This is a genomic window from Paraburkholderia flagellata, assembly GCF_021390645.1.
Taxonomy (GTDB): domain Bacteria; phylum Pseudomonadota; class Gammaproteobacteria; order Burkholderiales; family Burkholderiaceae; genus Paraburkholderia; species Paraburkholderia flagellata.
Map to the genome: position 1 here is coordinate 2,568,093 of NZ_JAJEJT010000001.1, position 26,107 is coordinate 2,594,199.

The 26,107-nt window shown below is 64.6% G+C and carries 22 protein-coding genes and 1 tRNA gene; 13 read left to right on the forward strand and 10 right to left on the reverse strand.

The features are described 5' to 3' along the window. Positions 1-15: 15 nt before the first annotated feature. From L0U83_RS11515 to recA, 6 genes are all read right to left on the reverse strand, one after another. Complete coding sequence (locus L0U83_RS11515; RefSeq protein ID WP_233882794.1) at positions 16-738, reverse strand: TerC family protein; 723 nt, start codon at positions 736-738, stop codon at positions 16-18. Positions 739-925: 187 nt separating this feature from the next. Further along, positions 926-1,807: a succinate--CoA ligase subunit alpha gene (gene sucD, locus L0U83_RS11520; protein WP_069262862.1), complete on the reverse strand. Its 882-nt coding sequence runs from the start codon at positions 1,805-1,807 to the stop codon at positions 926-928. Between the two features lie 109 nt (positions 1,808-1,916). Beyond that, positions 1,917-3,083: an ADP-forming succinate--CoA ligase subunit beta gene (sucC, locus tag L0U83_RS11525; RefSeq protein ID WP_233882795.1), complete on the reverse strand. Its 1,167-nt coding sequence runs from the start codon at positions 3,081-3,083 to the stop codon at positions 1,917-1,919. A gap of 50 nt (positions 3,084-3,133) precedes the next feature. Further along, the gene (locus L0U83_RS11530; protein WP_233882796.1) at positions 3,134-3,829 is read right to left on the reverse strand and encodes a DUF2889 domain-containing protein; all 696 of its coding nucleotides are present in this window, start codon (positions 3,827-3,829) and stop codon (positions 3,134-3,136) included. 119 nt (positions 3,830-3,948) lie between these two features. Beyond that, entirely contained in the window at positions 3,949-4,740 is a 792-nt protein-coding gene (gene recX, locus L0U83_RS11535) for a recombination regulator RecX (RefSeq protein ID WP_233882797.1), read from the reverse strand. Positions 4,741-4,892: 152 nt separating this feature from the next. Beyond that, positions 4,893-5,969, reverse strand: a complete 1,077-nt coding sequence (gene recA / locus L0U83_RS11540; RefSeq protein ID WP_233882802.1) for a recombinase RecA — start codon at positions 5,967-5,969, stop codon at positions 4,893-4,895. A gap of 236 nt (positions 5,970-6,205) precedes the next feature. On the opposite strand from recA, the gene L0U83_RS11545 reads away from it, so the two are divergent. From L0U83_RS11545 to L0U83_RS11560, 4 genes are all read left to right on the forward strand, one after another. Then, positions 6,206-6,970, forward strand: coding sequence for a response regulator transcription factor (locus L0U83_RS11545; protein ID WP_233882804.1), 765 nt, complete (start codon positions 6,206-6,208; stop codon positions 6,968-6,970). Between the two features lie 66 nt (positions 6,971-7,036). Then, on the forward strand, positions 7,037-8,623 hold the full coding sequence (locus L0U83_RS11550) for a sensor histidine kinase (RefSeq protein WP_233883872.1): 1,587 nt from the start codon (positions 7,037-7,039) through the stop codon (positions 8,621-8,623). A 322-nt stretch (positions 8,624-8,945) separates the two neighbouring features. After that, positions 8,946-10,604, forward strand: coding sequence for an MFS transporter (locus tag L0U83_RS11555; protein WP_233882806.1), 1,659 nt, complete (start codon positions 8,946-8,948; stop codon positions 10,602-10,604). 114 nt (positions 10,605-10,718) lie between these two features. After that, a tRNA-Met gene (locus L0U83_RS11560) sits at positions 10,719-10,795 on the forward strand. A 65-nt stretch (positions 10,796-10,860) separates the two neighbouring features. On the opposite strand, the gene L0U83_RS11565 is transcribed toward L0U83_RS11560, so the two are convergent. After that, on the reverse strand, positions 10,861-11,733 hold the full coding sequence (locus L0U83_RS11565; RefSeq protein ID WP_233882808.1) for a LysR substrate-binding domain-containing protein: 873 nt from the start codon (positions 11,731-11,733) through the stop codon (positions 10,861-10,863). Positions 11,734-11,912: 179 nt separating this feature from the next. Here L0U83_RS11565 and L0U83_RS11570 point away from each other — a divergent pair, with 179 nt between their 5' ends. The 3 genes from L0U83_RS11570 to L0U83_RS11580 all read left to right on the forward strand — a co-directional run bounded on the left by L0U83_RS11570 (position 11,913) and on the right by L0U83_RS11580 (position 15,609). Then, positions 11,913-13,238: an MFS transporter gene (locus tag L0U83_RS11570; RefSeq protein WP_233882810.1), complete on the forward strand. Its 1,326-nt coding sequence runs from the start codon at positions 11,913-11,915 to the stop codon at positions 13,236-13,238. Positions 13,239-13,320: 82 nt separating this feature from the next. Continuing rightward, positions 13,321-14,511 (forward strand): M20 aminoacylase family protein, encoded by a 1,191-nt coding sequence (locus L0U83_RS11575; RefSeq protein WP_233882811.1) that lies wholly within the window; start codon positions 13,321-13,323, stop codon positions 14,509-14,511. 6 nt (positions 14,512-14,517) lie between these two features. Next, positions 14,518-15,609, forward strand: a complete 1,092-nt coding sequence (locus L0U83_RS11580) for a M14 family metallopeptidase (RefSeq protein WP_233882813.1) — start codon at positions 14,518-14,520, stop codon at positions 15,607-15,609. Positions 15,610-15,640: 31 nt separating this feature from the next. Here the strand turns inward: L0U83_RS11580 and L0U83_RS11585 are convergent, their stop codons facing one another. Next, positions 15,641-16,354, reverse strand: a complete 714-nt coding sequence (locus L0U83_RS11585) for a FadR/GntR family transcriptional regulator (protein WP_233883878.1) — start codon at positions 16,352-16,354, stop codon at positions 15,641-15,643. Between the two features lie 114 nt (positions 16,355-16,468). Here L0U83_RS11585 and dgoD point away from each other — a divergent pair, with 114 nt between their 5' ends. Further along, positions 16,469-17,617: a galactonate dehydratase gene (gene dgoD / locus L0U83_RS11590; RefSeq protein WP_233882815.1), complete on the forward strand. Its 1,149-nt coding sequence runs from the start codon at positions 16,469-16,471 to the stop codon at positions 17,615-17,617. 283 nt (positions 17,618-17,900) lie between these two features. Then, the gene (locus tag L0U83_RS11595; protein ID WP_233882817.1) at positions 17,901-18,200 is read left to right on the forward strand and encodes a hypothetical protein; all 300 of its coding nucleotides are present in this window, start codon (positions 17,901-17,903) and stop codon (positions 18,198-18,200) included. A 28-nt stretch (positions 18,201-18,228) separates the two neighbouring features. Here the strand turns inward: L0U83_RS11595 and L0U83_RS11600 are convergent, their stop codons facing one another. After that, positions 18,229-19,155, reverse strand: a complete 927-nt coding sequence (locus L0U83_RS11600; RefSeq protein WP_233882819.1) for a CopD family protein — start codon at positions 19,153-19,155, stop codon at positions 18,229-18,231. Between the two features lie 630 nt (positions 19,156-19,785). Between L0U83_RS11600 and L0U83_RS11605 the strand changes: the two genes are divergently transcribed. The 4 genes from L0U83_RS11605 (at position 19,786) to L0U83_RS11620 (ending at position 24,618) form a co-directional block, all read left to right on the forward strand. After that, the gene (locus tag L0U83_RS11605; RefSeq protein ID WP_233882821.1) at positions 19,786-20,553 is read left to right on the forward strand and encodes a c-type cytochrome; all 768 of its coding nucleotides are present in this window, start codon (positions 19,786-19,788) and stop codon (positions 20,551-20,553) included. Between the two features lie 21 nt (positions 20,554-20,574). Further along, positions 20,575-21,870, forward strand: a complete 1,296-nt coding sequence (locus L0U83_RS11610) for a c-type cytochrome (protein WP_233882823.1) — start codon at positions 20,575-20,577, stop codon at positions 21,868-21,870. 214 nt (positions 21,871-22,084) lie between these two features. Further along, the gene (gene trhA, locus L0U83_RS11615; RefSeq protein WP_233882825.1) at positions 22,085-22,705 is read left to right on the forward strand and encodes a PAQR family membrane homeostasis protein TrhA; all 621 of its coding nucleotides are present in this window, start codon (positions 22,085-22,087) and stop codon (positions 22,703-22,705) included. A gap of 257 nt (positions 22,706-22,962) precedes the next feature. Then, positions 22,963-24,618, forward strand: a complete 1,656-nt coding sequence (locus tag L0U83_RS11620) for a DEAD/DEAH box helicase (RefSeq protein WP_233882827.1) — start codon at positions 22,963-22,965, stop codon at positions 24,616-24,618. Between the two features lie 68 nt (positions 24,619-24,686). Here L0U83_RS11620 and L0U83_RS11625 read toward each other — a convergent pair whose 3' ends face one another. Next, on the reverse strand, positions 24,687-25,520 hold the full coding sequence (locus L0U83_RS11625) for a ferritin-like domain-containing protein (protein WP_308445032.1): 834 nt from the start codon (positions 25,518-25,520) through the stop codon (positions 24,687-24,689). Positions 25,521-26,107 lie beyond the last annotated feature (587 nt).

Sequence of the window (26,107 nt, forward strand, 5' to 3'; positions counted from 1 at the left end):
CACAGCAACGCGCGCTCAGTGCGACTGCGGCCCTTGCGCCGCGCCGCGCCGCGCGTTGCGGCGCCTGAGCCAGGACCCGAGTGCGACGACGAACACCGCCCCGGCCACGCACATGCCGTACTCGGCCGCGGGCGTATCGAGCAGTGGCCAACGGTCGCCGGCTGGGTCGTTGATGATGAGACCACCCGCGATCCAGCCGAGCAGCGCTGCGCCGAGTGTCACGATCACCGGATAGCGGTCGAGCAGCTTGAGCACGAGCTGGCTGCCCCACACGATGAGCGGAATGCTCACCATCAGCCCGAAGATCACGAGCGCGATGCGATGGCGCGGATCGGCCGCTTCGGCAGCACCCGCGATCGCGACCACGTTGTCGAGGCTCATCACCGCATCGGCGACGATGATCGTCTTGATCGCGCCGATCAGCTTGTCGGCGGGCTTCACGTTGGCGTGCTCGAGATGACTGGGCGCGAGCAGCCGCACGCCAATCCAGAGCAACAGCAGGCCGCCCGCGAACTTGAGGAACGGCACGTTGAGCAGCACCACGGCGAAGGCGATCAGCACCACGCGCAGCGCAATCGCGCCAGCGGTGCCCCACAGAATGCCGCGCATGCGCTGCTGCGAAGGCAGGTCGCGGCAGGCGAGCGCGATCACCACGGCGTTGTCGCCGCCGAGCAGGATGTCGATGACGATGATCTGGATGACAGCGCCCCAATGGAGCGTCGCGAAAAATTCGAGCATGGAAACGGAGACTCAGCCGGAATTCAGGTTGGGCGGCTCAGGCGGCGAGCCAAATAAAAAAGCGAGGAGGCCATGACTGGCTCCCTCGCTTTTTGTTCGGAAACCTCGTGAAAGGATTCCGCAAGCATATCAAAAAACGCTGGCCGCCCGCGCATGCATGATGCACGACCGGAAGCGTATTTCGAATTTACAGCATCGCCTTGAGCAGACGGCCCATTTCCGACGGATTGCGCGTGACCTTGATGCCGCACGCGTCCATGATTTCCAGCTTCGCGTCGGCCGTGTCAGCACCGCCCGAGATCAGCGCGCCGGCGTGGCCCATGCGCTTGCCCGGAGGCGCCGTGACGCCCGCGATGAAGCCCACCACCGGCTTCTTCATGTTGTCCTTGATCCACTCGGCGGCGTTGGCTTCATCCGGACCGCCGATTTCGCCGATCATGATCACGGCGTCCGTATCCGGATCGTCGTTGAACATCTTCATGACGTCGATGTGCTTCAGACCGTTGATCGGGTCGCCGCCGATACCGACAGCCGACGACTGGCCGAGGCCGATCGCGGTCAGCTGCGCAACTGCTTCATACGTCAGCGTGCCCGAACGCGACACGACGCCGATGCGGCCCTTGCGGTGGATGTGACCCGGCATGATGCCGATCTTCAGCTCGTCCGGCGTGATCGTGCCGGGGCAGTTCGGGCCGAGGAGCAGCGTCTTGCGGCCTTCGCGGCGCATACGGTCCTTCACTTCGATCATGTCGCGAACCGGAATGCCTTCCGTGATACAGATCGCGAGATCGAGGTCGGCCTCGACGGCTTCCCAGATCGCAGCAGCAGCGCCTGCCGGCGGCACATAAATGACCGAAACGGTCGCGCCGGTGGCGTCCTTCGCTTCACGCACGTTCGCGTAGATAGGAATGCCTTCGAAATCTTCGCCGGCCTTCTTCGGGTTCACGCCAGCGACGAACGCTTCGCGGCCGTTCGCGTACTCACGGCAAGCGCGGGTGTGGAACTGACCGGTCTTGCCGGTGATGCCCTGCGTGATGACCTTGGTGTCTTTGTTGATCAGAATCGACATGTATTGACCTCTGTTCGTTTGGCGTCGCGTGTCGCGTCAGCCGCGGCATGTGTTGAAACATGCGCCGAAGCCTTCGCGCCCTCGCGCCGCCATTCGTGTCCGGTGAAAATTACTTGCCTTCGGCAGCCGCGACAACCTTCTGCGCGGCCTCTTCCATGCTGTCTGCCGAGATGATCGGCAGGCCCGAATCGGCCAGCATCTTCTTGCCGAGGTCCTCGTTCGTGCCCTTCATGCGCACGACGAGCGGCACGTTCAGGTTCACGGCCTTCGAACCGGCGATCACGCCTTCCGCGATCACGTCGCAGCGCATGATGCCGCCGAAGATGTTCACGAGGATCGCCTTCAGGCCCGGGTTCTTCAGCATGAGCTTGAACGCTTCGGTGACCTTCTCGGTCGTCGCGCCACCGCCGACGTCCAGGAAGTTCGCCGGCTCGCCGCCGAACAGCTTGATGGTGTCCATCGTGGCCATTGCGAGGCCCGCGCCATTCACCAGACAGCCGATGTTGCCGTCGAGCGAGATGTACGCGAGGTCGAACTTCGACGCTTCGATTTCAGCCGGATCTTCTTCGTCCAGGTCGCGGTAAGCGACGATTTCCGGGTGACGGGACAGCGCGTTCGAGTCGAAGTTGAACTTCGCGTCGAGTGCGGTCACGGTGCCGTTGCTCGAGACGTTCAGCGGGTTGATTTCGGCCAGCGACGCATCGGTTTCCCAGAATGCCTTGTACAGGCCCTTCAGGATCTCGCGCGCTTGCGGAATCGAAGCAGCCGGCACGCCGATCTTGGCGGCCAGGTCGTCCGCCTGTGCGTCCAGCAGACCCGTCGACGGCTCGACGATGACCTTGTGGATCAGTTCCGGGTGCTTTTCGGCGACTTCTTCGATGTCCATGCCGCCTTCGCTCGAACCCATCAGAACGATCTTCTGCGACACGCGATCAACGACGAGGCTGACATACAGTTCTTGCTTGATGTCAGCGCCTTCTTCGATCAGCAGACGCTTGACCTTCTGGCCTTCCGGACCGGTCTGGTGCGTGACGAGCTGCATGCCGAGGATCTGGTTCGCGTATTCGCGGACCTGCTCAAGCGTCTTGGCAACCTTCACGCCACCGCCCTTGCCGCGACCACCCGCGTGGATCTGTGCCTTGACGACCCAAACCGGACCGCCCAGCTCTTCAGCGGCCTTGACCGCGTCATCCACCGAAAACACCGGGATGCCGCGCGGGACGGCGACTCCGAATTTCCGCAGGATTTCCTTACCCTGGTACTCGTGAATCTTCATGCGTGATTCCTTCAGTCTGAGAGTTGGAGTGAACTTCGATTCCGCTGTTGTTATTCATGCGAGACGGCGTCGGCCCTGCCCTCTTGGCCCGGGCTCCGGCTGTCGCGCACGCTGGGGGTTTCCGCGCCGCGCTCTATTGAACGCGGCACATGGCCATACCAGCGCGGATAAAACTGCTTCACCGCCTCCCCGTCGAACCGCAGCGCGTGGCAGCGGCCAAGCTGGAAGGGCGGCTTTTCACCGGCGGACTCATTGCCTCCGGCGGTCTTGCCGTGTTCCGGTCCGGGCGCTTCACCCGGCGAGCCATTCGATGTGTCCCACACTTCTCCAACGAACGCCTGGATCGCAACGGTCGGCAAAACGCCCAACATTTCTGTGAGGTGCGTGCAGCCGACCGTGCCGGCAAGAAGCCGGCCCGCTTCGCGGCGGAAGTTCTGGAGGAGATTGAGCCCGATAAGGGCCCGATAGGCGGGATGAGCGTTCTGGCACTGACCGTCGTAAGGCACCCAGTCGGACGACGCTTCTGCGTCGACGACGTTGAGCTTGCGATCGATCGTAATACGCAGCCAGAGTTCATGGATCGGCAGACCATTGGGCCGGACACCGGCGGCGAGCGGCACGTCGCGTGGCTTGTGGTCGGTCAGGCACGCGTCGATGTCCCACAGGCCGTCTTCGCGCTCATAGGCAACCGCCCGGATGGCGCGCTGATGGCGCAACTGGCGGGGCACGGGCGGAGAAAGCGGCATGCTAAAGGTAAGACCGGATTGGAAAACCTCGTGATTTTAACATACCGGGTATTTGAGACAGCCGCGAACACACAGGCCGGGCGCGGACTTGTCCGCGCGGATTTTTCGAGACGGCCAGCTCAATTATCGGACCAGTCTTCCTCGATTCCCTTGAGGATCTTGCCGATGATCGACATCGAGAAGCCGCGCGCCGCGAGAAAGCGCGCCTGGCGCGAGCGTTCGGCAGGCGTTTCGGGCAACTGGCCGTACTTCTTCTGCCAGACCGTGCGGGCGCGCACGAGCTCGGTCTCGCGCAGTTGCGCGTTCACTTCTTCGATGAGCGCTTCGCCCACTGCGTGGCGCTTGAGTTCGCTGACGATGCGCCCTGCGCCCACGCGCGCCGCGCGCCGATGCACGACGCTTTCGGCAAAGCGCGCGTCGGAGAGCCAGCCTTCGCGTTCGAGCGAATCGAGCAGCGCTTCGAGTGCGTCAGCGTCTTCGGTGTACGGCACGAGCTTGCGCGAAAGTTCGGCGCGACTGTATTCGCGGCGCGAAAGATAGCCGAGCGCGCGACCCTTCAGGGAGCGCTCGGGGCGCTGCTTTGCCGTGGACGATTTTTCGCGCTCGCTTGCGCGTGCGGCGCGGGTGGCCGAACTGCGCTCGTAGTGGTCGGCTTGCGGTGCGCTGGATTCGCCGGCTGCTTCGCCTGGCGCGCGCGGCAGGGATGAAGACGATCGCTTGAATGACGTTTCGAACGGCGGCTCTGGCGACGCGTTTGCCGCCGACTCATCGTCTCCGCTGAAGAAGGCTTCGAACGGCACTTCGAAGACCGCGCCACCATCGTCGCTGAGATCGGCGGGCGAAGAATACGCTGTGCCAGAACGCGCAAAGCCGCGATCGCCCGCCTGGGCGTCGCGGCTTGAACGGCTCATGCGTGAGTCGGCAGGCTTCACGGCGGGGCGCCGCTCGACGCCTTTGCGCGCAGGCGAACCCGCACGCGAGTCAGCCTGATCGCCGGAAGGCGAGGACGTAGGTGACCCGCCCTTGCGCATCAGCTTGCCTTATTTACGAGAGCCAGAAGGACTTACTCTTCGCCAGCGACTTCGACTTCGCCGGAATCGTTGGCACCGGCCGGCATCGCGCTCACGCCAAGCGATTCGCGGATGCGGTTTTCGATCTCACGAGCGATGTCCGCGTTCTCGCGCAGGAATTCGCGTGCGTTGTCCTTGCCCTGGCCAATGCGCTCGCCGTTATAGCTGTACCACGCACCCGCCTTGTCGACGATCTTGGCCTGCACGCCGAGGTCGACGATTTCGCCCTGACGCGAAATGCCCTCGCCGTAGAGAATGTCGAACACGGCTTCGCGGAACGGCGGCGAGACCTTGTTCTTCACGACCTTCACGCGCGTTTCGCTGCCGATCACTTCGTCGTTCTTCTTGATCGAGCCAATGCGGCGAATGTCCAGACGCACCGACGAGTAGAACTTGAGTGCGTTGCCGCCCGTGGTGGTTTCCGGGTTGCCGAACATCACGCCGATCTTCATGCGGATCTGGTTAATGAAGATCACCATGCAGTTCGTCTTCTTGATCGTGCCGGTGAGCTTGCGCAGCGCCTGCGACATCAGACGCGCCTGCAGACCCGGCAGCGAGTCGCCCATTTCACCTTCGATTTCGGCCTTCGGCACGAGCGCCGCGACCGAGTCGATCACGATCATGTCGATCGAGCCCGAGCGCACCAGCGCGTCGGTGATTTCGAGCGCCTGCTCGCCCGTGTCCGGTTGCGAGATGAGCAGTTCGGGCACATTCACGCCGAGCTTGGAGGCGTATTGCACGTCGAGCGCGTGTTCCGCGTCGATGAACGCCGCCGTGCCGCCGAGCTTCTGCATTTCGGCGATCACCTGCAGCGTGAGCGTGGTCTTGCCCGACGATTCCGGACCGTAGATCTCGACCACCCGGCCGCGCGGCAAACCGCCCACGCCGAGCGCGATGTCGAGGCCGAGCGAGCCGGTGGAGACTACCTGGATGTCCTCGACCGCGTCGCCGTCGCCGAGTCGCATGATCGACCCCTTGCCGAACTGCTTTTCGATCTGCGCGAGCGCGGCGGCCAGCGCCTTGCTCTTTTCAGCAGTCAGCCCAGCCGAGCCTTTCTTGCTATCTTCCATGAATCGTCCTTTGCTATGATGAACGGCGTCTCGTGACCATGCGCACGCCTAATTCGGGCTAATGCACACGAACGCAGACACTGTATAAAAAAACAGTGGTTTTGGCAAGCCTTTCTGGCGATCCAGAACCGCGAATTTCGGGAGACCGCCGCGCGTCGCCTGACCGCGCCTTCAAAGACGCGGCGCGGCGCGGGTGCTACGAGGCCAAAAGGCCTCGAAGGCGACGCTGGCGCAACATGCGAATCCTCATTGCCGAAGACGACAGCATACTCGCGGACGGGCTCGTAAGATCACTCCGCCAATCGGGCTATGCCGTTGATCACGTGCGTAGCGGCGTGGATGCCGATACTGCCCTGTCGATGCAGTCGTTCGACCTGCTGATCCTCGATCTCGGCCTGCCGAAAATGCCGGGCCTCGAAGTGCTGCGCCGTTTGCGCGCGCGCAATTCCAACCTGCCCGTGCTGATCCTCACCGCCGCCGACAGCGTGGACGAGCGCGTGAAAGGCCTCGATCTCGGCGCCGACGACTACATGGCCAAGCCCTTCGCGCTCAACGAGCTCGAAGCGCGCGTGCGTGCGCTCACACGGCGCGGCGCGGGCGGCGGCCCGACCGTGGTGCGCCATGGCGCGCTTGCGTTCGACCAGGTGGGGCGCATCGCGCGCATCAACGATCAGGTGCTCGATCTTTCGGCGCGCGAACTGGGCGTGCTCGAAGTGCTGCTGCAGCGGCTCGGGCGCCTCGTTTCGAAGGAACAGCTCGTCGATCATCTGTGCGAATGGGGCGAGGAAGTCAGCAACAACGCCATCGAGGTCTACGTGCACCGGCTGCGCAAGAAGCTGGAAGCCGGCGGCGTGCGCATCGTGACCGTGCGCGGGCTCGGCTACTGCCTCGAAAAGGAGGCGAAGGAAACGCAAGCCGGCGCCGGCCAGCCGAGCGCCCGGGGCGAGGCCGGCGCACCTGACGCCTCGCCGGCGATGCCCGCCAGCCACTATTTCAAGTAAGCGGGATCGACGATGGCCGGACGTCCTCCCATCGCGCGCGCGGTGCCGCCCAAGGGTGCCGAGGGCATGGCCGGCGAAAGCGCCTCCAGCGCGTCCGCATTTACGGCCGACGCCCTCGACGACAACGCGCGCGACGCCCGCTACGCCAACCCGTTCGCCCCGCCCGACGAAGCAGAAGCCGCCGCCGAGGCGCGCCCTCGCTCGCTTTTCGGCGAGATTCTCGACTGGATGCTCGCGCCCCTGCTGCTGCTCTGGCCGATGAGCATCGCAGTCACCTATCTCGTGGCGAAGTCGATCGCCAACGGCCCCTTCGACCGCGCGCTCGAAACCGACGCCTATGTACTCGCGCGCCAGATCCAGCCCGTGAACGGCGTGGCCGAGCTCACACTGCCCGCCTCCACGCGTGACTTCCTGCGCGCCGATAACGTCGACAGCGTGTACTTCCAGGTGCTCGGCAGCCGCGGCGAGCTGATCGGCGGCGACCGCGACATGCCGCTGCCGCACGACGACGACCGCCCGCCGCCCGGCCTCGTCGAGTTCCGCGACGACACGCTACGTGGCGTCGACATCCGCGTCGCCTATACAACAGTGGAGCCCACGCATCTCAGCGCCAGCGACCGGCAAGGTCAACCGGTGCTCGTGCAGGTCGCGGAAACGCTCGACAAGCGCCGCCAGCTTGCCAACGACATCATCAAGGGCGTGATCCTGCCGCAGTTCGTGATCTTGCCGCTCGCGATCCTGCTCGTGTGGTTCGGCCTCTCGCGGGGCCTGGCTCCCTTGCACGCGCTGCAGTCGAACATCCGCATGCGCCGCCCCGACGATCTTTCGCCGCTCGAAGCGCGCCGCGCACCGCCCGAAATCGAGCCGCTCGTCACCTCGTTCAACGACCTGCTCACGCGTCTCGAACAGAACATGGAGCTGCAAAAACGCTTCATCGCCGACGCGGCGCATCAGATGAAGACGCCGCTCGCAGGCCTGCGCACTCAGGCCGAACTCGCGCTGCGCCAGGACGCGCCTGCCGAAGTGCACCGCTCGCTCGAGCAGATCGCGACGAGTTCCGAGCACGCCGCGCGGCTCGTCACGCAACTGCTCGCGCTCGCGCGTGCGGAAAACCGTATGTCCGGGCAGATCTTCACGCCGGTGGATGTGGCGGACGTGGCGCGCCACGCGGTGCGGGACTGGGTGCAGCCGGCGCTCGCCAAACAGATGGACCTCGGCTACGAAGGCCCCGAAATGGCGTACGGGAGCGAGGGAGACGAGGGCGTCGCGCCGGCGCGTGTCGAAGTGGACGGCAACCCGGTGATGCTGCGCGAGATGCTCTCGAACCTCATCGACAACGCGATCCGCTATACGCCCGCGGGCGGACGCATCACCGTGCGCGTGCGGCCCGAACCCATGGCGGGCGTGGTGCATCTCGAGGTGGAAGACACGGGCATGGGCATTCCGCCGGCCGAGCGCGAGCGCGTGCTCGAGCGCTTCTACCGCATTCTCGGGCGCGACGGCGAAGGCAGTGGCCTGGGGCTCGCGATCGTGCGCGAGATCGCCACGATGCACGCCGGCACGCTCACCATCGACGATCACGTCTACCAGGACACGCCACGCCTCGCGGGGACGCTCGTGCGCGTGACGCTGCGGCTGCGCGCGCAAGCTTGAGCGACATCACCGCCGCCTGGACAGCGAAAACTCGGCGGAACTGACGGATCGCGTCAGAAAACGGGGATGGGACTTACCCTTATCCAATACGCAATACGCGAACTAAAATCCGCACGTTAAAAGACGTTCGCATATCAATGCGCAATCTTGACGGTGGATTCAGCGAACATGACCGATTAGACCCCACTCCTACACCTCACTCAGAAACCCTCACTCGCGTCAGAAGCCCGTAAGTTTCCATTCCAATAATGCTCCGCAGGACCGCGGGTCTTAAGCGTCGCCTGCCCGACGGACCACACGCATATCAATACTGGAGACATATATGGCAACCGTTGGCGGACAAGTCTCGCACGCGCCGATGACCAGCGACGAAAAACGCGTGATCTTCGCGTCGTCGCTCGGCACCGTGTTCGAGTGGTACGACTTCTACCTGGCAGGGTCGCTCGCGGCCTTCATCAGCAAGAGCTTCTTTTCCGGCGTCAATCCCACTGCCGGCTTCATCTTCACACTGCTCGGCTTCGCCGCCGGCTTTGCCGTGCGCCCGTTCGGCGCGATCGTGTTCGGGCGCCTCGGCGACCTCGTGGGCCGCAAGCACACGTTCCTCGTCACGATCGTCATCATGGGTCTCTCGACCTTCGTGGTCGGTTTCCTGCCCGGCTACGCGGCGATCGGCATTGCGTCGCCGGTGATCTTCATCGCCATGCGGCTCCTGCAAGGTCTCGCGCTCGGCGGCGAATACGGCGGCGCAGCGACCTATGTCGCTGAACACGCGCCGCCCGGACGCCGCGGCTTCTACACCTCGTGGATCCAGACGACCGCGACGCTCGGCCTGTTCCTCTCGCTGCTCGTGATCCTCGGCGTGCGCACCTTCGTCGGCGAAGAGCAGTTCGCCGCGTGGGCCTGGCGCATTCCGTTCGTCGCCTCGATCCTGCTGCTCGCCGTTTCGGTGTGGATCCGTCTGCAACTCGACGAATCGCCGGCGTTCAAGCGCATCAAGGCGGAAGGCAAGGTTTCGAAGGCACCGATCAAGGAAGCGTTCGGCCAGTGGAAGAACCTCAAGGTCGTGCTGCTCGCCCTCTTCGGCCTAACGGCCGGCCAGGCCGTGGTCTGGTACACGGGCCAGTTCTATGCGCTCTTCTTCCTCACGCAAACGCTCAAGGTGGACGGTTCGAGCGCCAACATCCTGATCGCGCTGGCGCTGTTGATCGGCACGCCGTGCTTCCTGTTCTTCGGTGCGCTTTCGGACAAGATCGGCCGCAAGCCCATCATCATGGCTGGCTGCCTGATCGCGGCGCTCACCTACTTCCCGATCTTCAAGGCGATCACGCACTACGCGAACCCGGCGCTCGAAGCCGCTACGCAGCGCGCGCCGATCGTCGTGATCGCGAATCCGGACGAATGCTCGTTCCAGTTCAACCCGGTGGGCACCTCGAAGTTCACGAGTTCGTGCGACATCGCCAAGAGCGCGCTTTCGAAGGCTGGCCTGAACTACGAGAACGTGGCCGCTCCGGCAGGCACGCTCGCGCAGATCAAGGTGGGCGATACGACCATCGACACGTTTGATGGCCGGGCTCCAGGCGCCAAGGAAGCCGGTGCGACGTTCGAGAAAACACTGGCGGCCACGCTGAAGGCGGCTGGCTATCCGCTGAAGGCCGACCCCGCGCAGCTCAACTGGCCGATGACCGTGGTGATGCTGACGATCCTCGTGATCTTCGTGACCATGGTGTACGGGCCGATTGCGGCGATGCTGGTGGAGATGTTCCCCACACGGATCCGCTACACCTCGATGTCGCTGCCCTATCACATCGGCAATGGCTGGTTCGGCGGCTTCCTGCCTGCGACGGCGTTCGCGATCGTGGCGGCGCGAGGCGACATTTACTCGGGCCTCTGGTATCCGATCATCATCGCGCTGGGCACCTTCGTGATCGGCATGCTGTTCGTGAAGGAAACCAAGGACTCGGATATTTACGCGCAGGATTGAGGGAGATTTTGGGCGTCTGCTGGGCGAGGCTTTTCGGCCCGCGGGCGCTAGTTTGAAAAAAGACGGCGAGAGGGGTTGACAGATTCCGGCCGTATAGCCATAATCATTTTCTTCGGCGAATTAGCTCAGCCGGTTAGAGCGACGGAATCATAATCCGCAGGTCCGGGGTTCGAATCCCTGATTCGCCACCAGTTGTAGAAAGGCCGCTGTCCCGCAAGGGCAGCGGCCTTTGTCATTTCTCCGGCCTCAAACCCCATCAAACCGCCGCCACGAGTTGTTGCGCGATCAACGCCGTGATGTGCTTCTTCTCGTGCTCTGCACGCTCGAGCATCCCCACACTGCGAAATTCCGTCTCGCCCGGCAAGGGCAGCACGCGCAGCGCTTCATCGTGGGCCCAGCTGGAGTTGCGCAAGAGCGGCACGACCGTCACGCCCACACCCTGCCTCACCAGCGCAGCCACGCCTTCCAGTGAACTGAGTTCGAGAAACACGTTGACCTTGTAGCGGCGCCGGCGCAACGCGCGGTCGATCACGATGCCCGTTCGCTGCGTGCTGTCGAAGCGCAGGAACCGTTCGTTGTTCAGCAGTTGCGCCACCGATCCCGATTTCAAACCCGCCGGAACCAGTGCGACAACAGGCTCGGTGTACAGCGGCGTCCAGCGCACGCGTGCCGAGCGCCGTCCCGGTGTATCGACGAGCACGGCGCAATCGATGTCGCCCGCATCGAGTTGCGCGGCGAGTTCGATCGACCTCGCCGTTACGATGCGGATCTCCAGGCTCGGCCGCGCGGTCTTGAGCTTCGCCACGGCCTGGGCGAGCGCGCTCACGGCCGACTCCACCGCGCCGATCGTCACCGGCCCTGTCTGTGCTTCGAGTCCGGCCGCCAGCACGCGCATCGCCTCGTACTGCGCGAGCATCTCCTGGGCGTGCGGCAGCAGCGCCTTGCCCATCGCGTTGAGGACGACGGTGCGCCCCGCCCGGTCGAAAAGCTGCTGGCCGAACGTTTCCTCGAGCGAGCGCATCTGCATGCTGATCGCCGACTGGGTCAGCGACAGATGCTCAGCGGCGAGCGCAAACGAGCCGTAGCGGGCAATGGCGTCGAACGCGCGCAGAAATCGCAATGTACTCACAGGTTCACGCCTCCCGTTTTCTCATCCAATTCATCAAATTTCCTGAAGTTACGTTTCAGAAAATATCACTTTTTTTTGATTACCTGTGCAACCAGAATGATTCCACGCGAAAGCCAGTCAACAGAAGCCACAAGGCAAAGCATCAGTCAGTCAGACCAGCAACTGGAGGAGACGTCCGGATGGGGTTCTCAATTGAAACTGCCGGTGCAGCCACGCCGGCACACACGCCCAGCGCAGCGCGCGGAATCGACCTGCGTGTGATTGCGGTCGCAACCATCGGCAATGCGCTCGAGTGGTTCGACTTCACAGTCTTCACATTCTTCGCCGCCGTCATCGCGAAGCAATTCTTCCCGAGCGAGAACCCCACCGCCGCGCTGCTCGCGACGTGGACCACGTTCGGCGTCGGCTTCCTGACGCGCCCGCTCGGCGGCATCCTGCTCGGCAACTACGCAGACCGGCACGGCCGCAAGGCTGCCCTGCTCATCACGATTTTCGTGATGGCGCTCGGCGTGGCGGTCATCACGCTCGCGCCCACGTACGCGCAGATCGGCCTCGCGGCGCCGGTCCTCATGCTCGTCGGGCGTTTTCTGCAGGGCTTTTCGGCGGGCGGCGAAGTGGGCAGCGCGACGGCGTTTCTGGTCGAGCACGCTCCCGTCGAACGCCGCGGCGTGTACGGCAGCTTCCAGATGATCGCGCAGGCCTGCGCCATGCTGCTCGGCGCGGCGGTGAGCGTCGCCATCACGCAGACGCTCACGCCCGACCAGATCAGCGCGTTTGGCTGGCGCATTCCGTTCGCGATCGGCCTCCTCATCGTGCCCGTGGGGCTTTACGTGCGCTCGCGCCTCGACGAATCGCCCGTGTTCAGCGACGCGCGCCACGAGACGCGCCCGAAGCGCTCGCCCTTTCTCGAATCGCTGGTTTCGCACTGGCGCCAGGTGCTCGCGGGCTTCGGTCTGACGGTGTACGGCACGATCGGCACCTACCTCTTCTACTACTACATGCCGAGCTATGCCACGCGCTCGCTTGGCATGTCGTTCCAAAGCTCCGTGATCGCGTCGCTGTGCGCCGCGCTCGCTTATATCGTCGGCACGCTCGCGTCGGGCCGCATCTCGGACGCCGTCGGCCGCAAGAAGCCGATGGTGGCCTCCGCGCTGATCAGCCTGATCGTCGCGTATCCGCTCTTTCGGCTCGTGAGCGCGGTGCCCACGCTGCCCGTGCTGATCTTCGTGCAATGCTGCCTGATGCTCTCGCTCGGCCTGTTCCAGGGCGCGTACTGCGCCTTCGTCTGCGAGCTCTTTCCGGCACGCGTGCGCGCCACGTCGCTCGCCATTGGCTACAACTTTGCGGTGATGATCTTCGGCGGGTTCGCCGGCGCGATCGCCACGCTGCTGATCGGCTGGACCGGCGACAAGCTCTCCGTCGTCTACTACGGCCTCTTCGGCGCCGCCGTGGGCCTCATCACCCTGCTCTTGCTGAAGGACCGCTCGCGCCAGCCCTTGCTTTAGGCGGCGCGACGCATTCGCCATCCATCGCGCAGCCGTCGTGCCGGCGGCTGCCGCGCATCATCACCGAAACGAAGGGAGTCTCATGACCATCATCGCCGAAATCGCCGCAGCCGAAGCCGAACTGCAAGCCATTCGCCGCGACATCCACGCCCATCCCGAACTGCGCTACGAAGAAGATCGCACGTCCGCGCTCGTCGCCGAACGGCTCGAGTCCTGGGGCATCGAAGTCACGCGCGGCCTCGGCAAGACCGGCGTCGTCGGCGTGCTGCGCAACGGCACCGGCACGAAAACCATCGGCCTGCGCGCCGACATGGACGCGCTCCCGATCCAGGAACTCAACACGTTTGCGCACGCATCGAAGCACGCGGGCAAGATGCACGCGTGCGGGCACGACGGCCACACGGCGATGCTGCTCGGCGCGGCGCAGCATCTATCGCAGCATCGCAACTTCGACGGCACCGTGGTGTTCATCTTCCAGCCCGCCGAGGAAGGCGGCGGCGGCGCGAAGGCCATGCTCGAAGACGGCCTCTTCGAGAAGTTTCCCGTCGATGCGGTCTTCGCCCTGCACAACTGGCCGGGCCTCGCCGCGGGCAGCTTCGGTGCGCGCGTGGGCGCGACCCAGGCGTCGAGCAACGAGTTTCGCATCGTCGTGAAGGGAACGGGCGCGCACGCCGCCATTCCGCAAGACGGCATCGATCCCGTGCTGACCGCCATGCAGATCGGGACGGGCCTGCAAAGCATCATGACGCGCAACAAGCGCCCGATCGACGCCGCCGTGCTCTCGATCACGCAGATGCAGGCAGGCGAGGCCGTCAACGTAATTCCCGACACGGCGACGCTGGCCGGCACCGTGCGGACGTTCTCGATCGACGTGCTCGACCTGATCGAGAAGCGCATGCGTGAGTTCTCCGAAGCAACGGCAGCCGCTTACGGTTGCACGGTGGAGTTCTCGTTCCACCGCAACTATCCGCCGACGGTCAACACCGAAGCCGAAACGCACTTCGCGCTCGACGTCATGAAGGAGGTCGTCGGGGCCAACCACGTGGTGCGCAATATCGACCCCACCATGGGCGCGGAAGACTTTTCGTTCTTCCTGCTCGAGCGCCCCGGCTGCTACGCGTATATCGGCAATGGCACCGGCGACCATCGCGCGCACGGCCACGGCCTCGGCCCGTGCATGCTGCACAACACGAGCTACGATTTCAACGACGACGTGCTCACACTGGGGTCGACGTACTGGGTTCGCCTCGTCGAAGCCTTCCTCACGAAATAAGCACACATGGCTTCCCTGTTTTCGACCACTTACAGCGAGGCACGCGCCCGGTTCATGGGCGCTGCCGCCGCGCGCGGCCTGGCGCTCGCGAGCCACGTGATCCCCGAGCTGGAAGGGCGCGAAGGCGAGGCGCTCGCGACCGATGTCGTTCGACTCGGCCCCGCCGACGCGAAGCGCCTGCTCGTGCTGACGTCCGGCACGCATGGCGTCGAAGGATTTTGTGGGAGCGCGGCGCAAACGGCGTTGCTCGGCGACGCCGCGCTGCAGGTGCGCCTCGCCGCGCTCGGCGTGGCCGTGCTCGTCGTGCACGCGATCAACCCGTATGGCTTTTCGTGGCTCTCGCGCACGAACGAGGACAACGTCGACCTCAATCGCAACAGCATCGATTTCGCGCATCCGGTTCCGCGCAACGAGGACTACGAGGCGCTGCACGCGCTGCTCGTGCCGCCGCAATGGCCGCCTTCCGCCGGCAACGCCGAGGCAATCGCCAGCTACATTGCAAGCCACGGCGAACCCGCCTATCAACGCGCGCTGACGACGGGCCAGTACCACCATGCGGACGGCCTGTTTTATGGCGGCGATCGGCACGTATGGAGCACCCGCCTGCTGCAGACGCTGCTCGCGCAACACGCGAGCCAGTGCGAGCAAATCGGCTGGATCGACTTTCATACCGGCCTCGGTCCGGCCGGGCATGGCGAGAAGATTTGCGCAGGCCGCATCGATGCAGCGGAGCTGGGGCGCGCGCGTGCCTGGTGGGGCGCCGACGTGGCAAGTCCGCTCGACGGCACGACGATCGCGTCGAACGTGGGCGGCCCAATTTTCGATACGCTGCGCACGACCTGCCCGCAAGCGCAGACAACGGCGATTGCAATCGAGTTCGGCACCGTGCCGCTCGTGCCGATGCTGCATATGCTGCGCGCCGATGTGTGGGTGCGCTGCCATCCGGCCGCGCCTGAGGCCGCCGGCATTCGCGAGCAGATCCGCGCTACGTTCTGCTTTGATGATGCACTCTGGCAAGGTCAGATCCTTGGCCAGTCGCGCGCCGCCATCCTGCAAGGAGTGCTCGGCCTCTCGCGGATGCCTGTGGAGGCGCGCTGAGGACTGCTATCTTCGTTGCGGGCGCACCCATTCAGCTCTCGATACGCTCGCGCGTCACACGCAACAGCGCCGCCATCGCGCGGCTCGCCGCTAGGGCGTCGCGGTGCGCGATCGCGTCGTACACGAGGGTGTGGTCGGGCAGCGCCGCATTGAACACCTCGGCGCGCTTCGCGTTCACGCGCAACTGGCCTTCGAGCGTGCGCTCGATCAGCGTGCCGAGCGGCACCAGCAATTCATTGCGGCAAGCGCCCAACACCGCGAGATGAAAGCGCAGGTCCGCGCGCACCCATTCGTCCACATTGCGCGCTTCGGCCATGGCCTCGTGCGCGGCGGCGATCGACGCAAGCGCGTCGGCATCGTGCGCGCTTGCGGCCAGTCCGGCTGCGAAAGGCTCGATCATTTCGCGCATTTCCTGGAGCTTGAGCGCGAAAGCGAGCGGCGGCGCCACGCGCGCGTACCAGTCGAGCACGTCGGCGTCGAGCAGGTTCCACGCTTCGCGCGCACGCACTCGCGTGCCCACTCGTGGACGCGACTCCACGAGCCCTTTCGAGGTGAGTGTGCGCAGCGCCTCGCGCAGCACCGTGCGGCTTACGTCGAAGGTTGCCATGAGTTCGGCCTCGCGCGGCAGCACCGTCGCGGGCGGATAGTCGCCGCGCAGGATCGCGCTGCCGAGTTCGTAGGCCACGGTGCCGTGCAGATCGCGTTGAATCGCGGTTCTCCTGGATATTGGGAAGGGTTGCAAAATAATACTATTAATAGCACTTAAAGGCGAATTTTGCAGTAGCATGTGCGGTTGAAGATGATGCTGCTCGCGCGTGGCGCGAGCGCCGCCCTACCGCTCAGGTCATGGAGACACTGCATGAAAATCACCAAGCTCGAAACCTTCGTCGTCCCGCCGCGCTGGCTCTTTCTGAAGATCGAAACCGACGAGGGGATCGTCGGCTGGGGCGAGCCGGTCGTCGAAGGCCGCGCGCATACGGTGGCCGCTGCCGTCGATGAACTCGCCGACTACCTGATTGGCAAGGACCCGCTGTTGATCGAGGACCACTGGCAGGTGATGTACCGCGCGGGCTTCTATCGCGGCGGCCCGATCTCGATGAGCGCGATTGCCGGCGTCGATCAGGCGCTGTGGGACATCAAGGGCAAGCATCATGGCGTGCCCGTGCACGCGCTGCTCGGCGGCCAGGTGCGCGACAAGATCAAGGTGTATTCGTGGATCGGCGGCGACCGCCCGAGCGACGTGGCCAACAACGCGCGCGCCGTGGTTGAGCGCGGCTTCAAGGCCGTGAAGATGAACGGCTCGGAAGAGTTGCAGATCATCGACACGTTCGACAAGGTGCAAGGCGTCATCAACAACGTCGCGGCCGTGCGCGAGGCCGTGGGCCCGAACGTCGGCATTGGCGTGGACTTCCATGGCCGCGTACACAAGCCCATGGCCAAGGTGCTCGCGAAAGAGCTCGATCCGTACAAGCTGATGTTCATCGAGGAGCCTGTGCTCTCCGAGAACGTCGAGGCGCTGCGCGATATCGTCAACCAGACGAGCACGCCGATCGCGCTGGGCGAGCGTCTCTATTCGCGCTGGGATTTCAAGCACATTCTCGCAGGCGGTTACGTAGACATCATCCAGCCCGACGCGTCGCACGCGGGCGGCATCACCGAGTGCCGCAAGATCGCCGCAATGGCCGAAGCCTATGACGTCGCGCTCGCGCTGCACTGCCCGCTCGGGCCGATCGCGCTCGCCACCTGCCTGCAGATCGACGCGGTGAGCTACAACGCGTTCATCCAGGAGCAGAGCCTCGGCATCCACTACAACAAGGGCAACGACCTGCTCGACTACATCAGGAATCCCGAAGTATTCAAGTACGAAGACGGCTTCGTTTCGATTCCGCAGGGCCCGGGTCTTGGCATCGACGTGAACGAGGAGAAGGTGCGCGAGATGGCAAAGACCGGTCACCGCTGGCGCAATCCGGTGTGGCGTCACGAGGATGGCAGCGTCGCCGAATGGTGATGCGCAGACGAGCGTCAAACGCGCGGCACGCAACGTAACGTGACACGCTCAAGGCCGCGCGTTTCGGCGACGTAACATTTCGCGCCCCTTTGCGCGCTCTGGCGCGCACGCTAGCGAATCGCGCAATCGGCTTATGTCGTTTGCGCACACAGCCAGTTCATGGAAAGCCGCGCCACTCAAGGCGCGGCCATCATCGAGCACATTCGTCGCCAGCAAGCGCCACTCGCTGGCCTGCTCCTTGCAGATTCCCTTGCAACCCAACTTCGGTATTGCAAGGGTTTCCATGGACGCGTCGCTTCCCGACTATCTCATCCGCGAACAAGCCGCCGTAGGCGCACTCGTCGCCTTCGGCTTCATGCGCGTGCTCGCTGGCGCCATTGCCTTCGCGCGCGGCTGGCGCATCGGCTGGGTGGAATACGCCGCGATCGGCGCCGCGGCCTTATGGTGCGCGCCGCAACTGCTCGCGCTGATCGCGAATCCTTCGTCCGTGGCGGCGTTAGCGGAACTCGAAGGCAACGCCGCAGGTTGCGCCATCGCCCTCTTCTGCGCCCCCATCCTGAGTCACCGTCTCGGCTACGAGTAAGTTTCAGCGAAGCGCCACGGGCGACGTTTCAGCCCTGCAACACATAGCCCGGCACGCTGTGCGCGAGCGCAGCGGCAGTCACCAGCACGCCGATCATCACGATCGCTTCGAGATGGATCACGTTGACGAAGCGGCGCGCCGCCGATGTCGACGCCGCGCGCCGCAACTCCGGCATCGCCACGAGCCGGTTGAAGCCGCCCATCACGAGCGCGAGCACGACGAGCGCGATCTTGAGCAGCAGCACCCGGCCCCACGTGCTGTCCACGATGGCGTCGAGCGAACCGCCGCTGCCGCGCAGCGCGTTGAACACGCCCGTCGCGATCACGAAGCCCACCGCGAAGAACGCCACGTTCGAGACCTGCCCCGCCGTGCGGATCAACACGCCGCGCGCCGTCGATGCGCCGAGTGCCGGCAGGACAGCAAGACCGCCCGCCATGACGATGCCGCTCCACGCGCTCGCGCTCAGCACATGCAGCGTATGAAGGCCGAGCGCCGCCGAAGCGAAGCCCGCATCCGCGGCATGCCCGAGCCCCGCACGCCCTGCGGCGATGGCGACGAGCGCGAGCCACAGCACGCCGTCACGCGCCACGCTCGAGGCCGCGAATGCGCAGCCGAGCAGCACGAGCGCACCCGCGAAAGCAACGGACCACGCGTGGCCGACATGCGTTTGCGAGAGCACCGTGCTGACCACGCCGAACGCGCCGGGCAACGACTCGCCGCTGACCGACGCACTTTCGTAAAGCATCCACATGATGAGCGCCGCGACGAGCACGACCGCCGAGGCGCGCAGCGAGCGTTGCGCACGCAGCCATGCAAGGCGCGCGGGCGCGACGGCCGTGCGGCCATCCTTCTCGAGCCACGCGCCATAGAACGCCGAGCCGAGCGCGAAGGCGTACGCAATGTTGACGATGGCCGCCATGGCGACCTGCCCGATCCAGAGCCAGTCAGCTTTCATCGGACCTCGCCCTCACGCGTGTTGCGGGTCGCGCGGACTTCGCGCGAAGTGGAAAGGTCGGCTTGATGCAACGATAGGAAAAGTGCAATTGGAGTCATCGAGACAAGTGGCAAGGAAACAACATGAAAACAGCAACGGCAGGACACAGACGCATCACAACGCATCGCTTCGCACGTCCGCAAGCGTGCCTGCTTCGATAGGCGCCGCACCGTTCGGTTCAATGCAACTTGAATGCGGATTCGAAGCAGGTTCAACGCGGATTCCATGCGCGAGCATCGAGCCGGGCCACGAGACTGAACGCGGCTTCGGAATGCGCATGGCATGAGGTCATGCATGAACTCAGCGACGCGCGGCTCGGCGGGTGTGGCGCGGGTGCGGGACAACCCCGTGTCACCGATCGGCGAACAGGTGCAGAATCATAACCGGCAGCGCCGCGACTATTGGCCGCAAGCACGTCGCGATGTTGCGTCGAAGGCGTCGTGTGGGTCTTGTGGCGCATGTGGCAAATGGTCACTATGAGTTCCCGATGCTAGAATCTGCTGCGTCGCCGCAGCGCGCTCGGTCTTCTGTTTTCATCGCGCGCAGCCTGGAAGCCGGGCCGTTCGAAGCCTGGTCAGGTCCACGATAAAGATGGAGTTACGCGTGTCCCCAAGACGTATCTTCCGACCGCTCATTCCGCTCGTCGCGCCTCTGGCAGCAGCACTTTTGCTCGGGTCGACCGGCGTTCTCAGCGCTGCATATGCCCAGACGGCGGCCTCGGCGCCGCAGCCCAAAGCCCCCGACACGATCGCCGCACGCGTGCAGGGTTGCATCGCGTGCCACGGCGCGCACGGCGAGGGCACCGACAACGACTACTTCCCGCGTCTCGCCGGCAAACCGGCCGAGTACCTGTTCAACCAGCTAATGAACTTCCGCGAGGGTCGCCGCAAGTACCCTCCGATGAATTATCTGGTCACCTATCTCTCCGACGACTACCTGCACGAGATCGCGACATACTTCTCGCAGCAGCGGCCGCCCTACCCGCCGCCCGCGAAGCCTTCGGTCGGTAGCGACACGCTCGCGCGCGGCCAGCAGATCGTGCTGCACGGCGACCCGGCCAAGCAGGTGCCTGCCTGCGCGGCCTGCCACGGCGCGAAGCTCACCGGCATGGAACCGGCCATCCCGGGTCTGGTCGGTCTGCACATGGACTACATCAGCGCGCAGATCGGCGCCTGGCGCTCGGGCTCGCGGCATGCGAAGGCGCCCGACTGCATGCATGAGATCGCCACGCGCCTCACCGACCAGGATGTGAACGCGGTCGCGGCCTGGCTCTCGACGCAGAGCGCGCCGCAGAACCCCGTGCCGGCGCCGGCTGGCTCACTCAAGACGCCGCTTGCTTGCGGCAGCGAACCGCAATAAGGCGCCGGGGAGACAGCCAATATGAACCGCAAGTCGCTGTTCGCACTTTCCGCCGTCGTCGTGGCCGCCGCCGCGGCCCTCGTACCGGTGCTCTGGTCGGGCACCCACTATCTGCAAAATGGCGCAGCGCTTGCCGCGACGCCCGACGACCAGGCCGATCTCATCAAGAAGGGCGAGTACCTCGCGCGCGCCGGCGACTGTATCGCGTGCCACACCGTGCGCGGCGGCCAGATGTTCGCGGGCGGCCTGCCGATGGCCACGCCGTTCGGCACGCTCTACACGCCCAACATCACGCCCGACGACCAGTACGGCATCGGCAAGTGGAGCGCCGACGACTTCTATCGCGCCATGCACACGGGCCGCTCGAAGGACGGCAGCCTGCTCTATCCGGCGTTCCCGTTCGCGAGCTACACCAAGGTCACGCGCGCCGACGCCGACGCGATCTTCGCCTATCTGCGCTCGGTCCCGCCTGTCAACGTGCCTAGCCGTCCGCACGAGCTCAAGTTCCCGTTCAACAACCGCAACCTGCTGATCGGCTGGCGCACGCTGTTCTTCCGCGAGGGTGAGTACAAGCCCGATCCGACCAAGTCGGTCGAATGGAACCGCGGCGCGTATCTCGTGGAAGGCCTCGGCCACTGCGGCATGTGCCACACGTCGATCAACGCGGTGGGCGGCCCGGTCAACTCGGCGGCCTTCGCGGGCGGCCTGATCCCGCTGCAGAACTGGTACGCGCCGTCGCTCACGGGCAGCGAAGGCGGCCTCGGCGACTGGGACATCAAGGACATCGCGAGCCTCCTGAAGACCGGCGTTTCCTCGCGCGGCGCCGTGTTCGGCCCGATGGCGGACGTGATCCACAACAGCCTGCAATACCTTTCGGACGACGATATCCATGCGATGGCCTCGTATCTGAAGACCATCCCGCAGAAGAAGGAAGCGCCCGAAACGATGCAGATGGAGACTTCGGAAGCGTTCGGTGGCGAACTCTTGCAGCAAGGTCAGAAGATCTACCATGACCAGTGTGCAAAGTGCCACGCGGAGAACGGTCTCGGCATGCCGCCGAACTTCCCGCCGCTTGCGAACAATCAGTCGATCCAGATGCATTCGGCCGTGAACCCGATCCGCATGGTGCTCAACGGCGGTTATCCGCCGAGCACCGGGGGCAACCCGCGCCCTTACGGCATGCCGCCGTTCGCGCAGTCGCTCTCGAACCAGGAGGTTGCGGCGGTTGTGACGTTCATCCGCATGTCCTGGGGCAACAAGGGCACGCCGGTGTCCCCGCAGCAGGTCGCCGACCTGCGCTCGTCTCCGCTCGACTGACGCTCGTTTGTTATAGTGACGGTTGCCTGATAAGGGCGCAGTCCGCGGAGCGCGGGCTGCGCCCTTCGCTATTTGGCGCCGGGCCGTTCGGTGAAAACGGTTCCGTGGCCCGTCAGGCCTGGTTTTGAACGCTGCGGTCGAGCACAGCGCGTACGGGCTGGAACGATGTTCCACTGGCACGCGTAGCGCTCAAGAAGAACAAGGAGTGGTCGTCATGCACGCCGGTGAGCGTCTGAACAGCATTACTCACCTCGTGGGCGCGATGTTGTCGGTAGCGGGGCTCGTTTCGCTCGTGACGCTCGCGGCGCTGGATCACGATGCCTATAAGGTCGTGAGCTTTGCGGTATACGGGGCGATGTTGTGCGCGTTGTACACGATCTCGACGCTGTATCACGGCGTGCGCGGCATGCGTCTGAAGGCGGTGCTGCAAAAGTGCGACCATGCGGCGATCTATCTGCTCATCGCGGGAAGCTATACTCCGTTCACGCTTGTGACGCTGCGCGGACCTTGGGGCTGGTCGCTCTTCGGCGTGAGTTGGGGGCTCGCGGTCCTTGGCATCGTGCAGGAACTCACGCTCGGGAGGCGCACGAGAGCGCTTTCGATGGTGCTCTACGTGGTGATGGGCTGGCTCGCGGTGGTGGCGGTTCACCCGCTCATCGAGGCTTTGCCGGCCGCGGGCACGGCATGGTTGCTGGCCGGCGGCGTCATTTACAGCGTCGGCATTTATTTTTTCATCAATGACGAGCGCATCCGGCACGGACATGGAATCTGGCATCTGTTCGTGCTCGCCGGGAGCGTCTGTCAATTCGTGAGCGTCGCGCGCTACGTCGCGTGACGCGTCAATGCAAGGGCATCGCACGGCCGCCGCAGTGTCCGCGGCCGCTCGATGCAACTTAACGCCAGACGACGTGTCTTCTTAGACCCGTCCGTTCCATGAAGAAAAAAACGCGGCGCGCGCACTGGCGCGCCGTCCGAACAACGCGAAAAAGCGGCAACGCCTGGCGCATTTGACCCGGCAACACCGCTTTGGCTGCGCAGCGCGCCCTCGGGCCGCGAAGCGACGCCCGCGCTACTGCAATACAACAGGTATTTATGTCTTTCGATTCTCTCGGCTTGTCCGAACCGCTGGTCCGCGCAGTCAACGAACTTGGGTACAGCACGCCGACGCCCATCCAGGCGCAAGCGATTCCCGCCGTGCTCGGCGGCGGCGACCTGCTCGCCGGCGCGCAAACCGGCACCGGCAAGACCGCCGGCTTCACGCTGCCGATCCTGCAGCGCCTCACGGACATGCCGCCGGCCGCTACGGGCAAGCGCGTGGTGCGCGCGCTGATCCTCACGCCCACGCGTGAGCTCGCCGCGCAGGTCGAAGAAAGCGTGCGCGCCTACGGCAAGTATCTGAAGCTCAAGTCCACGGTGATGTTCGGCGGCGTGGGCATCAATCCGCAAATCGACGCCCTGAAGCGCGGCGTGGATATCGTGGTCGCGACGCCTGGGCGCCTGCTCGATCACATGCAGCAAAAGACGATCGACCTTTCGCAGATCGAGATTCTCGTGCTCGACGAAGCCGACCGCATGCTCGACATGGGCTTCATCCACGACATCAAGCGCGTGCTCGCAAAGCTGCCGCCCAAGCGCCAGAACCTGCTCTTCTCGGCCACCTTCGCCGACGAGATCAAGGCGCTCGCCGACAACCTGCTCGACTCGCCCGCGCTCATTGAAGTCGCGCGCCGCAACACCACGGCCGAAACCGTGGCGCAGAAGATCTATCCCGTCGACCGCGACCGCAAGCGCGACCTGCTCACGCACCTGATCCGCCAGCACAACTGGTTTCAGGTGCTCGTGTTCACGCGCACCAAGCACGGCGCGAACCGCCTCGCCGAGCAGCTCACGAAGGACGGCATCAGCGCGCTCGCGATTCACGGCAACAAGAGCCAGTCGGCACGCACGCGCGCTTTGAGCGAGTTCAAGGACGGCACGCTCCAGGTGCTCGTCGCCACGGACATCGCCGCGCGCGGGATCGATATCGACCAGCTTCCGCACGTCGTCAACTACGATCTGCCGAACGTGCCCGAGGACTATGTTCACCGCATCGGCCGCACCGGCCGCGCGGGCGCAACGGGCGAAGCCGTGTCACTCGTGTGCGTGGACGAGCATCAACTGCTCAAGGACATCGAAAGGCTTATCAAGCGTGCGGTGCCCCAGGAGGTCATTCCGGGCTTCGAGCCGGACCCGAACGCGAAGCCTGAGCCGATCCAGCGGCGCAGCCAGCCGCAAGGCCGCTCGCCGCGCCAGGGGCAAGGGCAAGGTCAGGGCCGCGGTGCGTCGAATGGCGCGAATGCCGCGAACGGCGGACGTCCCGCGCAGGCACGTGAATCGCGCGAGCCGCGCGGCGGTAATCGCGAAGGTGGCCGCGAAGGGAATCGTGAAGGCAACCGCGAAGGCGGCCGTGAAAACAACCGCGCGAAAGCAGCCAACGGCGGCGGCAACGGCGGCCAGCGCCCGGCCAGGCCGGCCCCGAACGGCGGCGGCGTTCGCACCGCCAAGCCCGTGAAACAGCAAGGTGCGAATCATGGCGCACAAAGTGCGCGCGGCGAGCATACGCGTCGCGAAAGCCAGCGCGGCGTTTCGCACGAAAGCGCACTGGGCCGCCAGCAACAACGCAAGCCACAAGGCAACCCGGGCGCGCTGCTCGGTGGCCGCCCAGGCGGCAGTTCGCGCCGCGACGGCAACGGCCAGCGCGACCGCTGATCTTCGCGTCCAGAAACGAAAAAGCCCGCTCTCGCAGCGGGCTTTTTGTTTTCGCGCGCGCCGATGTCCTAGCGGAAGAAGACAAGTTGCGTGATCTTCGCGAGCGGATAGTGCACGCCCGGCCGGATCTTCGCGGGCAGGTTGAGCGGCTTGAGCAGCATCTTCACGCACATGTCGGCGGAAAGATTGTGGCGCACCAGGTTGTTGACGCGCGTGGTGAGCTCGCGGCTATAGGCCTCGTCGCGCACGCGGTCGGGGTAGCGGCCCGCGTACACATGGCGCAGCGCGATCTCGGAATCCTCGTTCCTGATTTCCATCACGCGGCGCATGAGCGCGCCGAGCACGGCGAGACGCCCGTGCCCTTCGATCTGGTTGTACTTCTTGAAATACCTGAAAAAGTGCTTGTAGTGGCGCACTTCGTCGCTGCGAATGTTGTCGGTGATTTCCTTGAGCACAGGCTCATCCGAATACTCGCCGATCGCGCGGTAGAGCGTGGCGGTGCCGGTTTCGACCACGCACCGCGCGACCATTTCGAGCGCTCGCGTTTTCTCGAACTCCTCGAACGAACAGGTCTTCGAATACTCTTCGATGAAATTCTGAAAGGCCGCGTCCCAGTCGAACTCGGGCCACACGTACTGGATGTACGTCTTCAACGCGCGTCCATGCTGAAGCTCCTCGGGCTCCCATTCGCGGTTGAGCCACTCGGAGACCTCGGGGTCGCCGTTGAAGAACACGTTCAGGTTGCTGGTGTAAAGATCGGAACCGCTTTCGATGAACGACGAGGCGCTCAGCAGCAGCATCAGGTCTTCGTTGGCGGCGGCACGTTGACGGTCGATACGTGTGAGATCGATGTCTTCGATGCGCCACGGCATCACATGGCGAGGCTCGTTTTCGTTACGCATTGTGTCCTACTCCCGAAGCGGTATCTTCGCTCACGACGCGCGGCGCCTGGCCGGAAGCCCCCAGGCCCGGCGAACTGCCGGCGAACTGCGCCAGTCACGCGTGGCGAGCATTACCAGCCATCCCTATTTCAATCTTAGCCGCAGTTTCACGTAGCTGCAGTCACAAAGCACAGACCGGGCCCGGCCCCCGCAGTTCCGGAAACAGACGACTTCCCCGCATTACGTCATGTGACGCTCGCCGGCCGCGGCGCAAACGGAATACCTGCGAGCGACACCGAGCACGTGATGCGCAGCAGATCAAGGCGGACTCGCTCATTGCGTGCCGCAGTGCAGTACGAACCTCAAGTGATTTCGCGAATCAGGACGGCTCGCACCACCGCTGCATGCGGGCTCGAATGTCAAAGGGAATATTTTTGGGGCGTGGTTTGTACAACGCAGCGGCGTTGACTACACTCCAGTTCCCCGAGGTAGATCCCGGGCTGGATGCCGTTTTGGCCGCGCACAGGCGGTCCAGACGGCCGGTCCTTCCGGCCACTCGATCTGCACGGTCGCAGGCTTTCGCTCACACCACCGCATTCTTGTCGCTG

What these genes read in the sequence shown, in the direction of transcription:
- L0U83_RS11550 (WP_233883872.1), top strand. Translation starts at nt 7,037, where the DNA reads ATGGCCGGCGAAAGCGCCTCCAGCGCGTCCGCATTTACGGCCGACGCC.
- sucC (WP_233882795.1), bottom strand. Translation starts at nt 3,083, where the DNA reads ATGAAGATTCACGAGTACCAGGGTAAGGAAATCCTGCGGAAATTCGGA.
- recA (WP_233882802.1), bottom strand. Translation starts at nt 5,969, where the DNA reads ATGGAAGATAGCAAGAAAGGCTCGGCTGGGCTGACTGCTGAAAAGAGC.
- L0U83_RS11575 (WP_233882811.1), top strand. Translation starts at nt 13,321, where the DNA reads ATGACCATCATCGCCGAAATCGCCGCAGCCGAAGCCGAACTGCAAGCC.
- L0U83_RS11610 (WP_233882823.1), top strand. Translation starts at nt 20,575, where the DNA reads ATGAACCGCAAGTCGCTGTTCGCACTTTCCGCCGTCGTCGTGGCCGCC.
- L0U83_RS11595 (WP_233882817.1), top strand. Translation starts at nt 17,901, where the DNA reads ATGGACGCGTCGCTTCCCGACTATCTCATCCGCGAACAAGCCGCCGTA.
- L0U83_RS11545 (WP_233882804.1), top strand. Translation starts at nt 6,206, where the DNA reads ATGCGAATCCTCATTGCCGAAGACGACAGCATACTCGCGGACGGGCTC.
- L0U83_RS11625 (WP_308445032.1), bottom strand. Translation starts at nt 25,520, where the DNA reads ATGCGTAACGAAAACGAGCCTCGCCATGTGATGCCGTGGCGCATCGAA.
- recX (WP_233882797.1), bottom strand. Translation starts at nt 4,740, where the DNA reads ATGAGCCGTTCAAGCCGCGACGCCCAGGCGGGCGATCGCGGCTTTGCG.
- L0U83_RS11515 (WP_233882794.1), bottom strand. Translation starts at nt 738, where the DNA reads ATGCTCGAATTTTTCGCGACGCTCCATTGGGGCGCTGTCATCCAGATC.
- trhA (WP_233882825.1), top strand. Translation starts at nt 22,085, where the DNA reads ATGCACGCCGGTGAGCGTCTGAACAGCATTACTCACCTCGTGGGCGCG.
- L0U83_RS11600 (WP_233882819.1), bottom strand. Translation starts at nt 19,155, where the DNA reads ATGAAAGCTGACTGGCTCTGGATCGGGCAGGTCGCCATGGCGGCCATC.
- L0U83_RS11570 (WP_233882810.1), top strand. Translation starts at nt 11,913, where the DNA reads ATGGGGTTCTCAATTGAAACTGCCGGTGCAGCCACGCCGGCACACACG.
- L0U83_RS11555 (WP_233882806.1), top strand. Translation starts at nt 8,946, where the DNA reads ATGGCAACCGTTGGCGGACAAGTCTCGCACGCGCCGATGACCAGCGAC.
- L0U83_RS11620 (WP_233882827.1), top strand. Translation starts at nt 22,963, where the DNA reads ATGTCTTTCGATTCTCTCGGCTTGTCCGAACCGCTGGTCCGCGCAGTC.
- sucD (WP_069262862.1), bottom strand. Translation starts at nt 1,807, where the DNA reads ATGTCGATTCTGATCAACAAAGACACCAAGGTCATCACGCAGGGCATC.
- L0U83_RS11530 (WP_233882796.1), bottom strand. Translation starts at nt 3,829, where the DNA reads ATGCCGCTTTCTCCGCCCGTGCCCCGCCAGTTGCGCCATCAGCGCGCC.
- L0U83_RS11580 (WP_233882813.1), top strand. Translation starts at nt 14,518, where the DNA reads ATGGCTTCCCTGTTTTCGACCACTTACAGCGAGGCACGCGCCCGGTTC.
- L0U83_RS11605 (WP_233882821.1), top strand. Translation starts at nt 19,786, where the DNA reads ATGGAGTTACGCGTGTCCCCAAGACGTATCTTCCGACCGCTCATTCCG.
- dgoD (WP_233882815.1), top strand. Translation starts at nt 16,469, where the DNA reads ATGAAAATCACCAAGCTCGAAACCTTCGTCGTCCCGCCGCGCTGGCTC.